The sequence below is a fragment of the Mesorhizobium sp. P3_A2 genome (assembly GCF_056403115.1).
The window spans coordinates 77,041-97,187 of sequence record NZ_JBFUGC010000006.1 but is presented as its reverse complement, the minus strand read 5'-3'; the positions used below and the strand labels follow the sequence as shown (position 1 = coordinate 97,187).

Here is a 20,147-nt window from a genome sequence, read left to right as displayed (position 1 = left end):
GGCTGTGAGCCTACTGGATCCCACGACCGTCCTGTCGCGCTCTGGAAATCTGGGCCGGAACACCACTCCAACCCCCGCTTCGTCGGTTCTTGGCCAGGCGGCAATCCCTCCAGCTCCGGTCGGTCACCGGGTCCAAGGCCGATCCCGTATCGGATTAGAAGCTGGGCGAAATGCTTTGAGTGGCATTCGCCAATGCTTTCGTCGTGGCTCCACGCCTTCGAAGCGGGCCGGCTGAATGGGCAGCCATCGACCGATGGCGACACCATAGGTTGCTCTGCACCACTAGCAGTGTTTCACTATTGCCTCCGGTGCGCAAAGGTCCATTAAAGCGCAATCCAGAAAGGACACTTGTAAAGGTCTCTATCGGATGGCGAAGAAACTCAAAGTCTATCAAACCTCGATCGGCTTCTTTGACCTTGTCATCGCAGCGCCATCGATGAAAGCCGCCGCAGAGGCCTGGGGTGCCGATCCCGACATCTTTAAACGGGGATTCGCGAAACCGACAGAAGACCCCAAAGTGGTCGAGGCAACAATGGCCGCACCAGGCGTCGTGTTGCGGCGGCCGGTCGGATCGCATGGGAAATTCACTGAAAAGGCTGTGCTTCCGAAAGCACTCGAGGGGGTCCAGCGGGCTCCGCAGGGTCGTGCGCAGCGCGCGGACACCAGCAAGCAAGTCGAAATGAAATCCGACGAGAAAGCGAAACGGAACGCGGCGGCCGCTCTCGAAAGGGAAAGAAAACATGAGGCCCTGGATCGCGCAAAGGCGGAGGCCAGGAGCGAGCGTGCGAAGAAGCAACGCGAGCGGATGATCGCCAAGGCAAATGCCGCCTTCGCGCGCGCTCGTAGCCGCCATGAGAGCACGACGAACTCCATCGGACAGCGACGAGAGGAGCTGGACAAAGAGGAAGCCAACGAGAGCCAAAGATGGGAGCGCGAACAGCAGGCGCACCGTGACGCGCTGAAGGAGGCAGAAGAGTAGGCGGGCGGTTCCCGTTGCTCCTTGCTCCTGCGAGCCGGCTGCTAACGCAAGGCTGGCGGCCTTCAGCACTCGGTAATAGCCATCGGTTGAACCTCTCCAGGCCTAGGAGATGTTCATCCGGCGTCAGGCGCAACGGATGGGCCGGAGCGTGGGGTCCTGGCCTCTTCGGCTACGACGAGCAAAGCCTCAAGTGTGATCGCTACTCCTGACATGAGGATGGCTATGTCACCACTAGCACCGGTTAGCGAGAGCTCTGTCGCACGATTTTGCAAAGTGACGCTGAGGTCCTTAAGTCTCCTGCGGAGGTCGTCGTCCATTTGTGTTCTCCAAGGTTAGGCCTTGGAGCAACGTGCCTGCTGACAACCTGTTCCGCCGTGGCGGCAAGTAACAACGGCTGACCGAGATTACACTTTGGGCTTTCGCCTGCTCTTCGGCAGAGCCGGTTTGGGATTAAGCCTTATCCACTGACCAGCCGCCGCGCTGCACTCCCCCAGTCTGGTCATCCAACCAATCATTACCGGCAGTGGCAAAAGACCCGACGTTGCCGAATTCAGCAATTTCGTAAAAGCTCAGCAACTTATCGCAAATGGCCGCATCTGCTCAGACCGCAAAGGTGCCTCAATGCCAGCAACCGAGTTGCTCCCGATTTTCTTGGAACCGTAGTTTCGCTGAGATGTTTCGTCACCGAAGGGAACGTGCGAAATACGGAGTTCACCATGAAACGGCTTCTTTGCGCTGCAGCCATTGCGGCATTATCAACTGGGTTCGCCTTTGCACAATCGACCAGCACCACCACAGGCGGATCCTCGACAACGACAGGCGGATCGTCAACAACCACGACGATGCCGAGCACCACGACTGACCAGGGAACCGACTCGACTACAACGAGTGGGACGAACTCGAATTCGGCTAAGGATTGCGCGCCAGGTCAACAAACAGGCAGCGCCAAACAGGCGGCACCCGGCCAACAGGATACAGATGCAAAATCTGCAGCGCCAGGTCAGATGAAAACGACGACGGAAGGTTGCTGACGGAAGCGCCCTTGCGAGGATGGTTTTCTACGGCCAGGAAGTTCCTGGTCATTTCCAACCCTAGGCCCTCACCCGTCTCGGCCCCACGCCGAGGCGGGTTTTTTGCGTTTCTGACGATCCGAGGTGGCCGGGCTGTGAACTAGTCCACCAGCAATAGAAGCGGCTTGTGCTTTGGCTTTTCGTGCCAGAGCACCTGGCGCAGGTCGCTCATATCAACCAGTTGCCCGCATGTCGGGCACTGATAAAAGTTCTCCCGCTCTTCAGCCGGTTCGCCGCCATGTCGCTGGCTCGGAAGGGGCGGTCCTGGATCAGATGGCTTCACCTAGGCGCCCAGCAACATGGCTTCGCGCTGAAGCGTCGCGCGATCGTTGCCATGCTTCCTGATGAGCTCCCGAACTTCAGGAATCGTAAGTTGGAACTCTCTTGCGAAATGGGCGACCTCATAGCCGTCGTCTACCGACAGTCGCTCGCGGTCACGGAAATCGGTTTTGGTCTTGTCGTCCGCCATGGCTGTTCCTCCTGGTTAGGAAAACAGTGGCCGACAGCGAATGTTCCATCTCTCTTATATAAGAGTCAGCTAACGGAACCGAAACAACCATGCGATATTGAATCAAATTCGATGTGCGTGGGGTTCCGATGCGCAAGCCAACCGGCGGAAACCGGCTGTCGTTCATACCTCCGTTGATGCCGACCCTAGTGGAGAAGCCGCTGGAGGGCGATGGCTGGATTCACGAAGTGAAGTTCGACGGCTACCGCTCCCAAATCATTAGGGATGCTGGCGGCGTGCGCATCTACACGCGTCGCGGTCTGGACTGGACGTCCAAATACCGCGACCTCGCCAAGGCGGCCGGTGAGATGAAGGTCGAAAGCGCCATCATCGACGGCGAGGTGATCGTCACCAATGAGGCCGGGCTGTCCGACTTCAAGGCGCTGCGCAAAGCTATCACCAGCCGCCAGCATGACCTCTATTTCGTAGCCTTCGATCTGCTTCACCTCAACGGTCACGATCTCCGCGACATGCCGCTGGAGGACCGCCGCGAGATTCTGCAGGCGATGATCACCGCCGGCGGTCGCATGCAGTTCAGCCAGACGCTACCAGGAGATGTAAAGGCCATCTTCGAACTGGTCGACAAGGCCGGGCTTGAGGGCATGGTCTCGAAGCGTAAGGACAGTGTCTACCGCAGCGGAGCGTCGACTGCCTGGCTGAAGACCAAAGCCTTCATGATCGAGGAATACGATCTGCTCGGCGTCGAGCGCGAGCCTGGCAAGCCCGCTTTTGCGCTGATGGCAGAACGCGGAACCGGCCGCTATGTCGGAAGCGCCTTTATCAACGCCAATCGGGAAATGCGCGAACGGTTATGGAAGCGCCTCCAGGAGCACGCAGGGCCGGCGCCCAAGGGCATGAAGCGGCCGGCGACGCAGTGGGTGAAACCCGGCATCATCGGCCGTGTGAAGCATCTGCGCGGCGAGGAAGACTTGCGCCATGCGTCCCTGCAGGATTTCCGGGAAGAGGATTGGAGTCCGGGCTAACGGGCTTTGGCTGAGCCTTTGGATAAAAATGGCCCAGCTTCCGGTCAATACCATTAGCGGGGCCACTTGTAGACTAAATAGCCCCCATCAGAACTACGCGGGCTTCGCTTTATCGTGGAGGCGGTGCTGGTTTTTCGTCGTGCCGAGCCACGTCGCTCGGCGCAATGGCGCGTCAGGATCAACGCATGCGGCGGCAAAGCAGCATGGCAAGCAGTCGCCATCATGGGATGCGGCCAACCGGCTCGTCGCAGCGGTAGAGTGGGCAGCGGCCATCACGGGTCTGGACATAGGCCGACATCGGCACCTGCGGCCAGTCGCACTCGTTGCCGAACTGCCTGACATAGCGGTCATAGGTGTTCGGGCCGGTGGTCAGCACCACGGCGTGGCGGCTCTGAATCATCTGTTGAAGCTCTCCGCAACTCGTCTTGCGCGTGTCCGGCCGGGCGTTGGCTAAGCCGGTCGCGGCAAACATGATCGCTGCTGTCATCGAAATAATTCGGTGCATGGAAATTCGGTGCATGGACATGGGCGTCACTCTCGAACTGATATGCCCCGCGAAACTCGCATCCCGGCCGGCGGGCCGGCAACAGCAATCTGGCCACATTTTTGCGGCAGCGCGCGTAATAAGGAAAACATGGGGCGACCTCGCTTGTTAGGGTCACCCAATCTCACCCTCAACCAACAGCCACCGCCACCCGTTTCCTGACAACAGACGGGCGCTACCCAGCCGTAGGCGGCTGCCCCGAGCCATACGGAGGTCCTCGTTGCCGTCTATTGCAGGCGCTCCCATTTCCAAGGAATATCTGGGAGCGTCTAACGACGCCCCCACCTCTGGAACGAGGCGAACTTAGATCAATAATCGCCGTTGTAATACCGGTCGTCGCAGGGCGCCGTGTAAATCCGGCCGCGGCGATCCTGGTAGCGGCAGAGCTGTTCGCCACGACGCTGCGGCGTAGTCGACTGGCCGATCACCGCGCCCAGAAGCGCCCCGCCTGCAGCACCTACAACCGTGCTCTCTGTGTTGCCGCCAAGCGCCTGGCCGGCCAACGCGCCGACGCCGCCGCCTATTAGCGCACCGGTGGTCGCCCTCTGCTGCTGTTCAGTTTGGGTCGCGCAGCCCGCCAATGCAGCGGCCATGAGGACGGCGAGAACGGCTTTCTTGAAAATCATCTGGGAACTCCTTTGAAGCCCCAAACGCGGACGGGGGCGAATGGTTGCCAGTTGCTGTTGCAATACGGCCAAACGGCGGCGTGCCGGCTCACGAAGTGTGTCATGGTTTCCCCGCAGTTGAAGGCCTTGGTTTCTAAACCGAGAAGCCGGGCATTCGACACAAAGTGGACGGGTGTTTTCAACCAAACGACAGGTCGCTGATTGTTAGCATCTAAGCCCAGCAGGACAGAGCGAGCGATGGACGAGGTTGCAGCGGCCCTAAATGCGCCCTCAGGTAGGGGGGGTGTGCGTGCGGCCCAGTATTTGCGGATGTCGACGGAACACCAGACCTACTCGATCGATAACCAGGCGGATGCCATCCGCAACTATGCCGATATCATGGGCTACGACATTGTCGCCACTTACGAGGACCTTGGTCGCAGCGGTCTAAACCTGGGAGGGCGCCCCGGTCTTCAGAAGTTGCTGGCTGATGTTGAGAGTGGGCGGGCCGATTTTGAGACGGTCGTGGTCTATGATGTAAGCCGTTGGGGACGTTTTCAGAACATTGATGAAAGCGCAGCCTACGAATACCGGTGCCAGATGGCCGGGGTGCGGATCGAATTTTGCGCCGAGCAGTTCGTAAACGACGGCAGCATCGGATCCGATGTGCTCAAGGCCATCAAGCGCAGCATGGCGGCCGAGCATAGCCGAATGCTTTCGCAGAAAGTGTTCATAGGTCAGGTGAGGCTGATCCGTATGGGATTTCGCCAGGGCGGAAAGGCCGGGCTTGGCCTGCGACGCTTACTTGTCGACCGAGAGGGGCGTCCAAAAGGCATTCTTTCGGCCCACGAATACAAGAGCCTGCAGACGGACCGTATAGTTCTGGTCCCCGGACCGCCGGACGAGATCGCGACCGTGAGATGGATTTTCGAGCACTTTGTCAAAACACGGAAGACAGAGCTTCAGATCGCAAGACTGCTAATCAAGCGCGGCGTGCTGACCGACTGCGGGCGTCCATGGACCCGAGAGTCTATGCACTCGGTGCTGACCAACGAAAATTACGTCGGCAACAGCGTTTGGAACAAGAGCTCGACCAAGCTCAAAGGCAATCATGTCAGCAATCCCCCGGAACAGTGGGTGCGGGCGGAAAACGTCTTGGAGCCGATCGTGGACCGCAAGCTGTTTAACCGAGCGCAGGGTATCCTCAAAACTATCTATCGCCACATGACAAACGACGAGATGTTGGCGGCCCTCAAGGCGCTCCTGGCCCGTCGCGGCGCCTTGTCCGCCTCTATTGTGGACGCCGCACCCGATTGCCCTCCGTCCACACGCTACCACTCGCGTTTCGGAAGCATCGTCAAAGCCTATGAACTGATCGGATACCAGCCACCCAAGAGTTGCCGCTTCATCCATGTGAACCAGCGCCTGGAAACGATGAGGCAGGAGGCGATCCAGGATCTCCTGGCTGCGGTTGAAAAGCACGGCGCGCTTGCGACCCATGACACCGAGACGGACCTCGTGCGGATCAACTGTGAGTTCACTGTGGCGATCGCAGTGGGACGCTGCAGGGTTTCCGGCCTCGGCTATCCACGCTGGTTTTCGAAGGCCGATCGTCAGCCGCTGCCGGACATTTTTGTCCTGATCCGGATGAATCCCGGCGACCTCACCGTTCGAGACTACCTGATTGCTCCCGCGTGTGAGATCGCAGCCAAACGGGAACTGCTTGCCAACAACGGAGCGCGTCTGGATTCATATCTGTTTCCCACGCTCGAGCCGCTAATTGCATTGGCCGAGCGGGTATCCATCGAGGGCGCAATATGAATGTAATGCGCCTGAGCCGTGAAGCTGCTTATGAGGCTCTCCTGCATAGCGAACGCAGAAATGCTGGGCGTTTTGCGCCTAACCACCAAGGGCCAAAGATGCGTCGTTTCGGCCCCAAGCTCCTCAAAACCTACGACGCGGAGTGCAGACGCAAGCGCGCCTTCATTGAAGAATCTCAAGAACTGGAACAGCGCCTGGACAATATCGCCGTGGCGGTTCGCCTGATGACACGCGACAGGCAGTTCCGCATGCTGCTGGCATCCGAAGGCCTCGCGACGATGCCAATTGCATTAGCAAAGAGAATCCAAGGCTCGCCGCCCGCACAGGACTTACCTCAACCCGCCTTTGTCGTGAGCGCCCCCTTGCTTCCCACCGGCGAGGTTTGCCCGGAAGTTCTCGATCTGCTGGAGGACTGCACTGGGCCCGCAAAGCTTTTTGCTTTGCTGCGGCTGGTCGTTCCGGCCAGGCAAATAGAGATTGCGCGGCTGATGGTTGCCATGGAGCGGGTGAGGTTCAACTACGTGAAGATGCTCGTCGCTCTTACGCCACGGCCGTTACTAGTCAAGGATATCGATCCGCGAAAGCAGATCGCCGGTCTTTCCGAAGACCAGCTAGTGGAGATGGAGCCCGAGTTAGCCAAGCTTAGCCTGGCATTTCTAAGCGCGGTCGAACGACGTGGGCCCGCGAGCCTTGAGCTGGTCGCGGCCAGCCGCTATTTTGACCGACTGATGGATAATTCCAAGGTGGTGCGGTATCTGGCGCGCAATTTCCCGGGTCATTTTGAAGAGTTTCACAGCGTGTCGATGCCATGCCTCAAGCAAACGGGCTAAAGCGAACATTATTGGGCTGCTTCTATTCCATATCCGGGACGTCGCCGCTGACAAACAGGGTCGTCGGCGGCCCGTAGTCACCCAGCGCGGGGTCAGCATCGCGGCTCCATGCGATCACGCCGACGTGGCTTGAAGCCAACGCCTTGGCGGTGCGGATCGCCCGGTCTTCGCTCTGCTGATCTGTCGGACCATAGGCAGTGAACAGGTCGCCTTCCTCGCCTCGATCAAACGCAACTACCACAATCAGCTTCGGCTTAGCCTGGGTGGGCAGCACGTTGTTCGACATTCAAACCTCCTACAGAAACCGTTCACCGTCGCCGCGGTGCTCGAAACAGAACCAATGGGGTGCCTGCTTTGGCTTCGCAAATCCCCAGCCGGCGTCCCTGCCGCAACCCGAGCGCTCACAGAAGTGATGCTGGATACCCGGCGTGGTGACATGGTCCTGCCTGGGGAGTCTGATTTCGTCGCTCATAGCAGTTTGATCGGTTCGATCAGCCCGGCGTAGTCGTTGGGCTGTTTGTTGATGGCGGCCGCATTGACCTCTCGCCCGACCCGATAGAATTGCAGGCTCCCGTCAATGTCGTGGCGCAAGATGTCTTTCAGGTCTCCCGCCGGCGTCTTGGGATCGAGCCAGGCGTCGTAGAAGGCGGGGTCCAGAATGAGCGGCTGGCGGTCGTGGATCTGATTAACCGGCGCCGCTGACGGCTGGGTGATGATCGTGCAACTGGTGATTTGAAGGTTCGAATTGTAGGCCCAAAGGCCGGCGAAGGAGAACGCTGGATGGCCGGGCTGGAAAATGAACCATGGGTCCTTCTTCCCGTCTGCCGGCGATATCGTCCATTCATAGTAGCCATCGGCTGGGATGAGACAGCGTTTCAACTTGAAGGCGTCTCGAAAGGCAGGCGTCGTGTCGACACCTTCAATCCGAGCATTGAACATCGCGGCCTTGGGCATTTCCTTCGCCCAGAACGGAACGAGCCACCAGCGGCCGGTCCGGAGCTTGTGATTGCCTTCATCGCCGGCGGTGATGAATGGGACTTCGTCAGTGGGCGCAATGTTGTAGCGGGGCGCGTCGTTGCGCCCAACCTCAGCGGGTGCTGTCAGACGGTAGAGCCGGTGGATTTCCGACCACGACAGATATCTCGTGTAGCGTCCGCACATGGTTGAGCCTCAATTGCGAAGGATTTCCGGCACGCGGAGCGGCCCGAGGTCCAGAATTCGTTCATAGCGGCCAGTCCGACGCCAGACACCACGCACCTTGCCGTTCTCCCGGTCACGCTTGGGATCGAACATCACCCCGCTAAAGTGGTCAAGAAATGCCTGGGCGCTCGCGGCGTCAGCGAAGCAGTGCAGTCTCCAGTTTTCATAGTGGGCACTCGGCCATATCGCCTGGACGTGCCTGATCTGGAACTTCATTCCGCGATCCTGACAGAACCTGGTGATCGCAGTCAGGTTCCGGTCGGTGCAGATGTCGTCCGGCGGCGCGACCTGGTGTGGCCATTTCTGGTCGATGGTCGATGGCGCCGGAATGCTTCGGCTGCGCCTTACCATGCTTGCTCGAAAAAGCTGTCGGCCTGAAGACGCAGCGCCGCAAGTGTCAAAGCGATTGCGGTGTTGGCCGGTGGCTTTTCCATATAGTGCCGGCCGTCAAGACAGCGCCACGCGGCCACGCTCCTGTTGTCGAAATCATCGCTTTCGCCCCGCTTCGGCTCGATGATGCGAGCGTCGCAAGGTGTTTGGTCGACCTCAATCACCCAGCCCTGAAGAGACTTCTGGGTGATTGAAGCAACCTCAGCCAAATTGCCGGTGAGATATGGCAATCCCAATTCAGCGGCTTCTTCCGGCGTCCCCCTCTCGTTCACCCAGCCCATCACGTAGCAGATGTCGATGTCGAGTTGCCGATCTGGACCGGAAGCTGCTTCGAGACGCTCAATGAGCTTGGGGTATAGCTGCTGTCTTTCGGGCCAGGATGCCGGGTTGGCGGTCTTCACCCTTGGTTCCGTTGGCCCCAGACATAGCGCCCAGCGACCGACAGCCGGTTGTTCGCGGCATCCGGCGCAACAGGCTTCGTAAGCGGCGCGCTCGGCTTTTTTCCAGACATTGGCCGCAATCCTTTGACTTTCGCTCGGCTCTCCGCTTCCTAGAAATCCTTTGATATCCCGGATGTAGACCGCAAAAGCGCCGCTCGCAGCGACGTCGGCGGCAATCCCCTCCTGGTCAAAAACGGCCTGGGCCGCGTCGATCCCGCGCGCGATTTCTTCGGGCTTGGCGCCCTTGATGGCTAAGCGAAGCTCCATGACTTCCTCCTGTGGTAAGCCTGCCGGCAGTGAACAAAAAGAGAACACAAGAGTCAAGATGATCTTGACTGGGGAGGAATATGTTCCTTATTTCCATCCTCGATCTAGGCAAGAAGGGACCATGGCGAGGCGTCACCGCGCTGGCCGGCGAAGCTATGGGAAAAACGGCAGAGGACAATTTTCGGATAGAAGTTTGGGATCGGGACGAAACCCAGCTCGTCGAGACGATATGCCGGTCACCAGATTTCTTAATCAGCCAAACCGCCTGGCACGTCGCGATCCGGCGCCGGCCGGGAATGTTGCTGATCCACTACAATGCACGGCATGTGATGGAGAAGATGCTGACGCCTGGCGACGTCAAGATTGACCCTCAAACGATCGTAGAAGGCAGCGTGCATGCCGGCCTCGACGTCGCGCTCGGCGACCTCCGTGAATGGCACACGCTGCGTGCCTGGTGCAAGAACTGCTCTCACTATGCCGAAGTGAAGCCCGTCGGTCTTATCCGGCGATACGGCAAAGGCGCGCTTTTCAGTTCGGTTGAGAGGGCACTTTTCTGCACCAGCTGCGACCGCGGTGGACCGGTTAGGCTCGAGATTCACAAGTTGCCGAGGAACTGAGAGCCAGACGAACACGGTCGCCGATGTGACACATGTTCGCCCATGGGGCGTCCAGTCGATCGATTGAGATATCCTCAAGAGGACACTTGCATGTTGGGTCGCCAAGGTGTCTTCATAGCTAAAATTCGCCGCTGGGGGGCGAAGGGTGCTGAGTTCGCTTTCATATTGCGTCAGCCGGTTGCTGCCGGTCATTTTGTCGTTGGCGGTTCAGCTATGTTCCGCCCACGCTGCAGTGAAGTCGTTCGGACCGTTTTCGGTCGATGACGCGCATTCGGACATTATTTCTCTCAACGGTGAGATTGATGCAGGGGCGGCGCTCAACTTCCGCCGCGCCGCCGAGGCTGCACCAAACGCCAAGCTTGTCGTTCTAAACAGCCCTGGCGGTGTGGTCCAGATTGCCCTTTTGATCGCAGATGATGTGCATGAGCGGAAACTCGCGACCTACATTCCAAACAAGGCAGGTTGCTATTCCGCATGCGCATTTATCTTCCTTGCGGGTGTCGAGCGCCAAGTCGACGGTGAGTTGGGCGTCCATCAGATCTCGTCTGCCTCCACTGATCTGGTCAGCGCTCAGCTTTCCATCTCGGACATCATCGACGTTCTCAATCGCTTCAACACGCCGGTCGAAGTGCTGACGGTGATGTTCAAGACACCTCCGAACGACATGCATATCTTCACTCCCGACGAAGTCGCGCGCTATGGGCTCGACCGCAAGCAGGACGACCACACAGCCGCGGCTGCGAAAGAGGCAACCTCGACAGCAGGATCGGCGGAACCGCCACCTGCCGGGGTCGCGCCTGCAGCAGCCCCCGTTCCTAGTTCGGATACAGTCGACGGCCCGTCACTGTCCAAACTCTCGTCGATAGAGGAATACACCCGCCGCCCGACACGAATGGTGGTCTTTACCGGCTTGGACCTTTACGGCGATGACATCAGGTCCCAGCGAACAGATGATGCTGCGACTTGTGCGAAGGATTGTTTATCCATGGGCGGTGAGTGCAAGGCATTCACCTTCAATTTGGACCCGGGCGCCGTGAGAGGTCCAAACTGCTTCCTGAAGGCCAGCCAAGGTAGAGCGGACGGTAACTCTGCGGCCATCTCCGGCAAGTTTCTGAGCGGCCTTGATCCGGATCCTAATGCATTCTCGATGGGGGTAATCGACCCGAAGACGGCGTTGTTTGAGAACGTCGACCTGCCGGGAGGGGATCTGTCACGCAGGCCCTATGGGAGGAATGTGACCGCATCTCAGTGCAGGTTGGCCTGCGTCGCAAACGATCGTTGCATCGGATTCACCTACATGAAGCGCAAGAGCCAATGCTGGCTCAAAGGCGCGATCGGCGCCCCGCGATATGGTGAGGGCATGATCAGCGGTCTCAAGAAGATGACGACCTTTGCGCCTGCGTCGATCATCAGTCTCGAATAGCGTCTCCACGAGTGGCACGGCTTGGGGTCCGATTCGAGGATTGCCCTATCCGACTACCTGAAGAATGAATTGAATGATGCAGCACGAGGAACTGCCGACGATTGAGTTTCATTCTTCGAAAAAGGAACAGACTTGCTTTCGTCTAAATTGGAAAAGATAAGTCATGCATTATTTACAATTTATTCGGCAAAAATGATCACCTATGCAGGGCAACCCTATTCGATCTCGGTTACAATGGGTTGTGGCGTATGTAAAAAGCGAAGCATTTCTTGAGGAGTTCCGTCATGGATATCCCCTCCTTAAACGCGCGCAGCTTAAATCTACGGTGCCACTCCCTTGGCATCTTGAAGCTCATGTTAGCTATCCTTCCTTTGTTAACTGCATCAGGTTCGTGACCCATCGTCTCATGCTCCTATTGCTAACGCTCCTGTAATGAACGGAGTCGATTGATTTTTCAATTGACTTTAATTTTGTAACTTCTAATGTCCAGCTCCGTGGCAACCACATAGCGTCATCTCCAGGACTACAGACTATAAAGGGCTCAGGATTGTCCAGCTTCCTGAGCCCTTGCCATTTGACGAGCACGCCCGTCGGAGGTTGCCTACTCAAGTCATTTTCCAGATCATTGTGGACGCTACTCACCCTCAGGGCTGGCACTGGCAACATTGCATTGGAGCTCCCATGCCCGCAGAACAGCGCTCAGCTCGCCTGGCTGTCTTGATCGATGCAGACAATGCCTCGGCAAAAATCGCGGATGGCCTGTTTGAGGAGATCGCCAAGATCGGCGAGGCGAGCGTCCGGCGGATATATGGCGACTTCTCGAGCCCACGCTCCAAAGCGTGGGCTGACATCCTTTCCAAGCACGCCATCATCCCTCAGCAGCAGTTCGCATACACGACCGGGAAGAATGCGTCTGATATCACCTTGGTGATCGACGCCATGGATTTGCTCCATAGCGGCCGGTTCGATGGATTCTGCCTGGTGTCGTCCGACAGCGACTTCACGCGCCTCGCAGCACGAATTCGCGAGCATGGCGTGGATGTCTTCGGATTCGGTGAGCAGAAAACACCGGAGAGCTTCCGGCAGGCTTGCCGGCGGTTCATCTACACAGAGAACCTCCTTCCAGAGACGGCCACTGCAGGCGCCAAGGCTGGGGCCACGAAGCCGTTAGAGACGCTGGCTCATGCTTCGCGCATTCTAAAAAGGATCATGTCCGAGAATGAAGGAGAAGACGGGTGGATCGCCCTTGGACAGCTTGGAAACCTACTCGCCAATCTCGCACCCGATTTTGACCCACGAACCTACGGTTCCAAAAAGCTCAGCGATCTAGTCCGCAAAATTGAAACGTTGGAAGTGAGCCAGTCAGAAACAGGCCACCCCCGTGTGCGCTTGAAGCCTACGTCTGGCACGATACAGGCGAGAAATTAGGCTCTCGCCTGAATTCACCATCAGCAAACATATGTAGGCTAATGAGTGACCGATTCACGCGAGGCCGCGCTGATGGCTCGAGCGTCGGCTTACAGGCGCTACACCGGCGCCTCCCACACTCTCTGATGAGCCTTCCCGGATACTCAGGCATGCGATTAGATGCCCGGTGCCTTTCGCTTCTAAATTCACCATCCAAGACATCGGATAGTTGGATTTCTCTCCGCGGTCTCTCAGAGAAGGCCGGCCGCGAATAAACGATCATTGAAAGCGAAAAGCCAAGAACCTCAACTCGCCATCACACCACACCTCTGCACTCAGCCTCTCCACGATCTACATCTCGGCAGCTAGTGGTCCCTGCGTGCGTCTCCCACCTCTTTAGCTAATTCGCTCTCTACGCCGGTGCTATTATTCTGATGCTGGTCAAGCTGTTGCCGTTCGTTAGCTGTATCGACCAGGGGTGAGCGCCAGATAGCTTCCGTAATGTATCTCGCTAATCGCTGCGCTGAAGGTGCTGCTGGCGCCTGATGAGCTTCCCTGTCTGTTTTGGTGTTCGAGCCTTGGAAGTCGTCTCAGGTTGCGTTTGTCAACGTAAACGCCAAAAATTGGTTTTTGGGGTCTGGGTGTCAACTTAAGGTAAACTTAGCGTCAAGCCGGCTCTTAAAGCGTAAGAGAACGCTTTACATTTTGGTTGACAGGATGAGGGGTGGTGAGGTCCTTTCAGGGATGTTTCGGGTCGTTAAGTTGACGTTTGTCAACCTGGCGCTCCTTCGGAACAGTTCCTAAGAAGAACTGACCTAAGCGGTCATCGCCCAGCACATGCGGTTTCGCGCCCGACCTTCGGACTGCCCTCCCACTCAAAGCGGAGGATTGTCGGAATTTTGTCTGCCGCAACAGGAGACATCCCCATCGCTGTCCAAGGCAAACCTAGGACTTCGCTCTCTGGGGCATCCCCTCAAGCGAATGAAGTCGATTGGTTCCTGGGAACCGAGGTGAGCATTGCCAGCTTCCTCTCATGGCATCAATATCCACCACATGGCTACCAGGGCGAACCGCCTTGCTAATGCTCTTAGGTCACCCACCGCACTCGATGAGCGGGACTGACCGTCGTGCGCTAGTGAGCTGCGCTCGAGCTTGGACGCATATAGGGCGAAAGCCTGCTGGCTGTCGCTAAGGCACAGATGGGGTGCATGTTGCGTCTTGTCTCGTCGATGCGATCGAGTCGCTCAGCGACGGCGAAGTGAGCGATATGATGAAGCGACTTATTGGTTGGATATTAGTGGGACTAGCGCTCATAGGCGCCATGACTTATCTTGCTCTAACGGACTATTATGCAAATGCGCTGCCGCGTTCCGCTCAAGCTGGACAAGGAGCGACGGTTCCAATGAACTATCATGGAACCATTGTTTACCTGACTAATGGGCAAGCCACCCTTCTGTTCCTTCTCCAGACCGGGTGGATAGTCACCGCAGTCATCGGTGGGCTGTTGACGACGACCAAATCGAAGAGGGGCTGATTTGATCAACTCCGAATCGAGAGACCCGCAGCACGGCTGACGCTGTGCTGCAGCGAGATCGTCACCACCGCAAGGTGGGATCCAGACAGCGCTTACGACCAAGACGTCCCTTCGATAGATGGTCTCGACCGATCGGTCGCAATCGACTGTTAGCGGCTGGCGTCGAAGCGTCCCGCCTCACCTCGCTAACGAGCAGAATCTCATTAGTTCCCGCTGTTGTTACCGCTAGTCGGACATTTCTGCGATGCGGGAACGGAGAAACTGCCGAAGAAGTTGCTGCAGGTGCGGAACTTGGACTGGCGCGTCACCGGGGCTTGAGAGTCGGCCTTTGGCTTTGCTGCTGGCTGCGGTTTCACCGCCCGGGCTTGTTGTCTACGCCTCGGCTCCGGGCGGATGACCGGCGCAGGCTTGAGTGTCTTTTGGGAAGTAGCGCTTTCCTGCTTTTCCGCTTCCGACGCTCGCTGGGCTCGATACCTCTTTACGTCGTCGTCGGAATCGAGTTTCAGGCGAACATACTGCTTGCGGGTAAAGAAGGTAGTTGGGGGTAGATCGTTCTCCTTCTGCCAGAGGCCAATCGCTCGGCGCGTTGAGGCGCCAAAAGTGCCATCTGCAACGTCCAGGTCATAACCGATCGCCATCAGCCTCTCCTGCAGATCGACCTTTTTCTGACGATCGAGCCCAATGGCACTTTCCGTCAATTCCGTGCCGGCTTCGTTTTCGCGATCGGCAGTAGCCGTCGAGGATTCGGCCAGGATGCCGGAGCTCGACGCATCCTTTTTCACCTCCGCGACAACGGGTGCCTTCTTGAGTTGATCCAGGTTGAGACGCGCCAGCTCTGCGAACGCGCCGTTTGGAAACTGCTTCAGATAAGCCTCGTAGTGGGCGACCGTGTTTCGCTTCGAGGCTTCGTCCCACACACGCTGTTCGACCCATTCGCGCGAGTTCGGCTCAGCGGCCTGGTTTGCAGAGTTACCACCCTCAGCCTGCCCAGGTGCGGTCTCAGTTTCAGCCGTTGCCGGTCCGATGAAGACCTCGCGGCCGAGCGAAGCATTATACCAGGGCCGCTGGCGCCCCTCGGTCGCGGCTGTCACCTCACCCCGCACACGAGTCAGCGCATTTTGGATATCGACGCCGGGCTCGGCCAGGTGTTTGGCAAGAGAGGTCGTATAGGGACTGTTGGCGCCGGAGCCATCATAGGAGACCGCGCCGGGGTCGGTCGCGTAGGCGATCAACACCCCGCCGCTGCCGACATCCGCCGAACTGGCATCGATCGGTGCCAGACCTGACCCAGCGGTTGAGCGGCTCTTCGGCAGCGAAGTCGCGAGCGTCCTGGCCATAGGATTGTCGCGGCAGGCGTCCAGGATAACGACGCCGACCCCAGGGTCTGGCGGAAGGGCGGCAAGCAGGTCGTCGATCTGAATAGTGCGGGTCCTGAGATGCGCCGGAGACGTCAATTCGGCATCAACCGGAACTAGATAGTTCTTGCCATTCACCTGCATACCGTGGCCGGCGTAGTAGATGACAGCCAATTCCGAGTCGTATGAGGCTTCGGTAAACCGGTTCAACCGGTCATGCATTCCCGCATAGTCGAGGTCGATGCCTTCGATGACCTTGAACCCGACCCTGCGCAGTGTTTCGGCCATCAGCCGCGCATCGCTGACAGGATTGGAGAGCGTGGGCGCATGGACATACTTGCTGTTGCCGATAACCAGGGCGACCCGATTGCCGTCGGCGGCGAACAGATTTGCTTGCAAAAGGTCGGCTGCAGTCAGCAAAAGCAACCAGACAATGACGGCCCGGACCCACATCGGTCGTATCCACAATCAAGTTGCGTCCCACTAACTTACACTGAACTCCATCCATGAAATAGTCCACGCTTCGAGGACTACTGTATCCGCCACGGGTTCATCGGCAGGGTGCAGGTGCTAGCTTGTGGGGCCATCTTTCACGCACTTCTGGCCGCCCGCGCCTCAAAATAGTGGCGCAGGATCCTTTTCGACACGACCGATAACTTCGGATCCGTAGCGCCGGAGAACTTCCGGATTGCGCCAATGATCTCCAGCTCGTTTTCTGAGAACTCGCCCACGATTTGCTGAAAAGCCGCCCGGTCCTTTTCATTGCCGTCCTGTGTGAGCGCCATTACGAATAGCTCGCGAGGATCGGTCTCTAGCGCCTTGGCGATGCTCACGACGCGATGAAGTGGCACCTTGGTTCTCCCGCTTTTAAGCATCGCTACGACGTTGTCGTTCACAAAACCGATCTCTCTGGCTATGTCCCTCTGGCTCTTTCGGTGACTTAGATCATAGATGCGCTTGCCCAAGAATTTGGCGATTTCGGATTTGCCACGTGCACCCCCACCAGTGTTGTTCATGTCTGCATTCTTTCTTTAAGTCGTTGATCTTGCTTAATATATATCAACGAATGATAGGGAAATGCATTTTCCCATCGGTTACCGACATTGGTCGATGAACTACTCGACCAACGAAGTGTCGTGTGCTTTCAGTTCGACAATTCAGAGGTGTTTGAGGTCCAGCCCTGGATAAGCCACCGCTTCAATCATCTCGACACGCTGGCGCAACATACCTTGTGGCAAGTTGCCGTATTGCTCGGTCATGGAATGGGCTTTGTGGCCGACCAGAAATCCGAACTCTTCATCGAGATACTCGGCCCGCCGAAGAGCGTCGATAAAGCCGTGCCGGAAGCTGTAGAGGGAGAGGCCTCGCCCGGCCTTGATGCCAATGCGGGTCAGGTAGCGGCCAAAGTCGCGTGAAAAGTCGGCGACCATCTGGCCACGTTGGTTTCGGATGGCCTTCGCGAATAGGCGTGTCTCTCCCTTCGCCTTCATTGCTTCACGATATTTGACAAAACCCAGCTTTACCAATTCCGGGTGCACCGGAACAACGCGCATAGATCCCTTGGTCTTGGTCGATTTGTCGTCGCCGCCTTCAGTGGTGATGTGGATGATCCATGAGCCGTGTTGCTCGCGCACGTCGCCAATTCCAAGCTGTGCGATCTCCGCCGGCCGTGCGCCGCTGTAGAGCATCACCAGCGGCAACCAGTAGCGATGATCGCGGATAGCGTGACAGCCGGGAAGGTGCCAATCGTCGTCGTTCTGGCATCCAGTGAAGAGCGGCGACGCAAACAGGGTGTTCATTTGGTCGATGGAAAACGGCCGTTGCGTGCGCTTTGTCTTGTCGATCTTTTGCGAGAACCCGTCAACGGGGTTGCGGTCGAGATAGTCGTTGCGGACAAGCCAATCGCAGAAAGCGCCGAGCGCAGAGAGATATCGATTTACGGTGCGATCGGTGATGGTCGGTTTCTTGATCGCGACGTTTGCCTCAATAACCTGCTTCATGGTCATGCCACGGAAAGCCCCGATCTCAGCAGCCTTCACTGGATAATCCATCAACAGTCCCTTCCAATTGCGAACCGATTTCTTGTCGATCTTGGAAGCCGGAATACCGCCTGTCGTGTCGGCGAATAGCTTCACGTCACGTCGGGCTTGCGTCAGCGTGTCCTGGCTAATGCCCTTGGCGTTCTCCCGCGAGTAGCGGTCATAGAGCTCCACGATCCCCTCGCCCGCTTCAGCAGCCACCGCTTCCGGCTCTACGTCGATCAATAGCGGGTGTGTCGGCGTTCCGGTGAAATCACCGCCGTCGCGTTCATCCTGCCGGGTCCTAGCTTCGTAAGTGGAAGCGCATAGGGCTTGAGCGATCGTGCGCCATTCGGCGCTTCCTTTGGGTGACCGTTGGCCTAGCGCACCCATGTGATGGCTGACGCGAGCGCCAACAATCTCTTCAAGCTGGTCGTCCGAAAGGATGCCGGAATAACCGTCACGGAAACGACGGGCTTCGTCATAGTCGACACCAATCTGAGCCCAACGATGGTCCTTATCCCGTAGCTCGGCGTCGAAGGCGATCTGTGACTTGTAATCGCGCATAGCTATTTGCGCGACAGACGGCGGCTGGCGCTGTTCTATGGCGACCGCCGCTTGCCGGCGGGCTTCGTCAAACAAGCGGTCCCATTCATCTAAGACGGGCCTAACCAGTCGTTTCGCTTCGTGGGGGTCTTTTGTGCGCAGCGACCTGTCCATGGTCTTTCTGCTCATGATCGGCTGCAAATCGAGTGGCACTGCAACCTGCGCATAGTAGGTCGAGCCGCGTCTCTTAATGTGGGATGTTTGGGCCATTTATCCCGATCTGACGGTGCAACTTAGGTCACCTGTCTAGGTCAGTCGTGGACGAATCTACAAATAAAAGCAATAAGTTATTAAAATCAACGTTTGGATTAATGTCCTGGCGCCCCAGCCAATTCACGTGCCTTTTGAAACCAATGATTTACAGACGCCATGAATGGCTGCCGTCAGCGGCTATCTGGCTCCCCACGCGACCCGACTCCATCCACAGAGCCGGGCCGTGCGAAGAGGATCAGTAGTCACTGTCGTCCTGGATGATGACGGGATGATAATGCCGATGATGGCGACGCTCGATCGAGCCGGTCACGACAGTATCCGGACGATGATGTCTGCGGCCGTGGTCGTAGAAGGCAACCGTGCCGTGTTTACGGTGATGAAGGCGTTGACCCTGGTCATTGATGATCTTGACGGTCTTGTGGTGATGTCGATGGTGGGTCGTGATGATTACGTCAGCTTCGGCTGCCGAAGCTATCGCCGGCATCGCCATGAACAGCGCTAAAGCGCTCACGATCATTGTTTTCATTGCAATATATCCATCTGCTAATCATCCCTTCGCGGGGATAACCACCTCCCATCCCTTTGGTTCCGGGTGGCGTCTTCCGTTCACGCGGCACGATCAGTGACCGACGCTCCCGCGCAAGACGGCATGTCGAGAGAGGGAATTGCGACACCAGGTCTTGTTGGCAGAACGCTTCTTTCAAAGCTGACCACGAGGAGTTGCGCAACTTCGACAAGGCAGCGTTGCGCACGCCCCCTCGAATGTCCTCGCGTTCGATATCCTGGTCTGTGGCGGGAAGCATCTGTCGGCGAGCATGACCGTCGCACACGTCTCCTCGGGACTTCCAAGAGGACGAGCCAATCAGGCCGTCTCAGATTCCGTAAGAAAGTGCAAAGTAGGCCACCGGTGCCAAGATCAGCAAAATCGCCATCGCGATAAGCACGGCGATTGCCAGGCGCTCTGTTCGCCTGACAAGGTCAGCGACCTTGTCGTCGTCAGCCCACGGTATGAGATCAAGGACCGAAGAAACTTCCGGGGTACTACTGTCGTTGTCGTTTGCGGGTCGGATGGTTGCGCGTTCACGCACGGATCTCTGGACAAAGTTCACTATCAGCCTCGTTGTTGAAACGTCACGCCGCCTGGCGGTCCCACGACAATCGGGTGCCCGCTAGTCTCTGGAGAATGGCGGGCACCCGATTGACCGCCGATGAAGGGACTCATACTCGGCAGCCTGGTTGCAATGTATTGGGAGGGCATAGGTTGCTCGCCTTCGACCTATGGCTTTGACGCCAGGACTTCAGTCATACCCTGTTCGGACCTTGGTCTGACGACAGAC

General features: G+C 57.7%; 20 protein-coding genes. 7 read left to right on the top strand and 13 right to left on the bottom strand.

Annotated features, from left to right (window positions below):
- Window positions 1–367: 367 nt before the first annotated feature.
- Window positions 368–979: a cell envelope biogenesis protein TolA gene (locus tag AC1DXM_RS15525; RefSeq protein WP_477233910.1), complete on the top strand. Its 612-nt coding sequence runs from the start codon at window positions 368–370 to the stop codon at window positions 977–979.
- A gap of 909 nt (window positions 980–1,888) precedes the next feature.
- Here AC1DXM_RS15525 and AC1DXM_RS15520 read toward each other — a convergent pair.
- Together AC1DXM_RS15520 and AC1DXM_RS15515 are read right to left on the bottom strand one after the other, a co-directional pair.
- Entirely contained in the window at window positions 1,889–2,062 is a 174-nt protein-coding gene (locus AC1DXM_RS15520; protein WP_477233908.1) for a hypothetical protein, read from the bottom strand.
- A gap of 270 nt (window positions 2,063–2,332) precedes the next feature.
- Window positions 2,333–2,518, bottom strand: a complete 186-nt coding sequence (locus AC1DXM_RS15515) for a DUF3606 domain-containing protein (protein ID WP_477233906.1) — start codon at window positions 2,516–2,518, stop codon at window positions 2,333–2,335.
- 128 nt (window positions 2,519–2,646) lie between these two features.
- Here AC1DXM_RS15515 and AC1DXM_RS15510 point away from each other — a divergent pair, with 128 nt between their 5' ends.
- Window positions 2,647–3,540 (top strand): ATP-dependent DNA ligase, encoded by an 894-nt coding sequence (locus AC1DXM_RS15510; protein WP_477233904.1) that lies wholly within the window; start codon window positions 2,647–2,649, stop codon window positions 3,538–3,540.
- 220 nt (window positions 3,541–3,760) lie between these two features.
- Here the strand turns inward: AC1DXM_RS15510 and AC1DXM_RS15505 are convergent, their stop codons facing one another.
- Both AC1DXM_RS15505 and AC1DXM_RS15500 read right to left on the bottom strand, forming a co-directional pair.
- The gene (locus tag AC1DXM_RS15505) at window positions 3,761–4,027 is read right to left on the bottom strand and encodes a hypothetical protein (RefSeq protein WP_477233902.1); all 267 of its coding nucleotides are present in this window, start codon (window positions 4,025–4,027) and stop codon (window positions 3,761–3,763) included.
- 365 nt (window positions 4,028–4,392) lie between these two features.
- Window positions 4,393–4,710, bottom strand: a complete 318-nt coding sequence (locus AC1DXM_RS15500) for a YMGG-like glycine zipper-containing protein (protein ID WP_477233900.1) — start codon at window positions 4,708–4,710, stop codon at window positions 4,393–4,395.
- Between the two features lie 237 nt (window positions 4,711–4,947).
- Here AC1DXM_RS15500 and AC1DXM_RS15495 point away from each other — a divergent pair, with 237 nt between their 5' ends.
- Together AC1DXM_RS15495 and AC1DXM_RS15490 are read left to right on the top strand one after the other, a co-directional pair.
- Window positions 4,948–6,510 (top strand): recombinase family protein, encoded by a 1,563-nt coding sequence (locus tag AC1DXM_RS15495; protein WP_477233898.1) that lies wholly within the window; start codon window positions 4,948–4,950, stop codon window positions 6,508–6,510.
- Window positions 6,511–6,608: 98 nt separating this feature from the next.
- Entirely contained in the window at window positions 6,609–7,340 is a 732-nt protein-coding gene (locus AC1DXM_RS15490; protein ID WP_477233896.1) for a plasmid partitioning protein RepB C-terminal domain-containing protein, read from the top strand.
- 22 nt (window positions 7,341–7,362) lie between these two features.
- Here the strand turns inward: AC1DXM_RS15490 and AC1DXM_RS15485 are convergent, their stop codons facing one another.
- From AC1DXM_RS15485 to AC1DXM_RS15470, 4 genes are all read right to left on the bottom strand, one after another.
- Window positions 7,363–7,626, bottom strand: a complete 264-nt coding sequence (locus tag AC1DXM_RS15485; RefSeq protein ID WP_477233894.1) for a hypothetical protein — start codon at window positions 7,624–7,626, stop codon at window positions 7,363–7,365.
- Window positions 7,627–7,808: 182 nt separating this feature from the next.
- Window positions 7,809–8,501 (bottom strand): SOS response-associated peptidase, encoded by a 693-nt coding sequence (locus tag AC1DXM_RS15480; RefSeq protein WP_477233892.1) that lies wholly within the window; start codon window positions 8,499–8,501, stop codon window positions 7,809–7,811.
- A 9-nt stretch (window positions 8,502–8,510) separates the two neighbouring features.
- Entirely contained in the window at window positions 8,511–8,756 is a 246-nt protein-coding gene (locus AC1DXM_RS15475) for a hypothetical protein (RefSeq protein ID WP_477233890.1), read from the bottom strand.
- A 128-nt stretch (window positions 8,757–8,884) separates the two neighbouring features.
- The gene (locus AC1DXM_RS15470) at window positions 8,885–9,637 is read right to left on the bottom strand and encodes a hypothetical protein (protein WP_477233888.1); all 753 of its coding nucleotides are present in this window, start codon (window positions 9,635–9,637) and stop codon (window positions 8,885–8,887) included.
- Window positions 9,638–9,717: 80 nt separating this feature from the next.
- On the opposite strand from AC1DXM_RS15470, the gene AC1DXM_RS15465 reads away from it, so the two are divergent.
- The 3 genes from AC1DXM_RS15465 to AC1DXM_RS15455 all read left to right on the top strand — a co-directional run bounded on the left by AC1DXM_RS15465 (window position 9,718) and on the right by AC1DXM_RS15455 (window position 13,105).
- Window positions 9,718–10,254, top strand: a complete 537-nt coding sequence (locus AC1DXM_RS15465) for a hypothetical protein (protein ID WP_477233886.1) — start codon at window positions 9,718–9,720, stop codon at window positions 10,252–10,254.
- 145 nt (window positions 10,255–10,399) lie between these two features.
- Entirely contained in the window at window positions 10,400–11,677 is a 1,278-nt protein-coding gene (locus AC1DXM_RS15460; RefSeq protein WP_477233884.1) for a PAN domain-containing protein, read from the top strand.
- Window positions 11,678–12,358: 681 nt separating this feature from the next.
- Window positions 12,359–13,105 carry an NYN domain-containing protein gene (locus AC1DXM_RS15455; protein WP_477233882.1) on the top strand — a complete coding sequence of 249 codons (747 nt, stop codon included), beginning with the start codon at window positions 12,359–12,361 and terminating at the stop codon, window positions 13,103–13,105.
- Between the two features lie 1,716 nt (window positions 13,106–14,821).
- Here AC1DXM_RS15455 and AC1DXM_RS15450 read toward each other — a convergent pair.
- From AC1DXM_RS15450 to AC1DXM_RS15430, 5 genes are all read right to left on the bottom strand, one after another.
- Window positions 14,822–16,426, bottom strand: coding sequence for a caspase family protein (locus AC1DXM_RS15450; protein ID WP_477233880.1), 1,605 nt, complete (start codon window positions 16,424–16,426; stop codon window positions 14,822–14,824).
- Between the two features lie 137 nt (window positions 16,427–16,563).
- On the bottom strand, window positions 16,564–16,989 hold the full coding sequence (locus AC1DXM_RS15445; protein ID WP_477233878.1) for a helix-turn-helix domain-containing protein: 426 nt from the start codon (window positions 16,987–16,989) through the stop codon (window positions 16,564–16,566).
- 141 nt (window positions 16,990–17,130) lie between these two features.
- Window positions 17,131–18,807, bottom strand: coding sequence for a DUF6538 domain-containing protein (locus tag AC1DXM_RS15440; protein WP_477233876.1), 1,677 nt, complete (start codon window positions 18,805–18,807; stop codon window positions 17,131–17,133).
- Between the two features lie 238 nt (window positions 18,808–19,045).
- Window positions 19,046–19,336: a hypothetical protein gene (locus AC1DXM_RS15435; protein WP_477233874.1), complete on the bottom strand. Its 291-nt coding sequence runs from the start codon at window positions 19,334–19,336 to the stop codon at window positions 19,046–19,048.
- A 346-nt stretch (window positions 19,337–19,682) separates the two neighbouring features.
- Entirely contained in the window at window positions 19,683–19,919 is a 237-nt protein-coding gene (locus AC1DXM_RS15430) for a hypothetical protein (protein ID WP_477233872.1), read from the bottom strand.
- Between the last annotated feature and the right edge of the window lie 228 nt (window positions 19,920–20,147).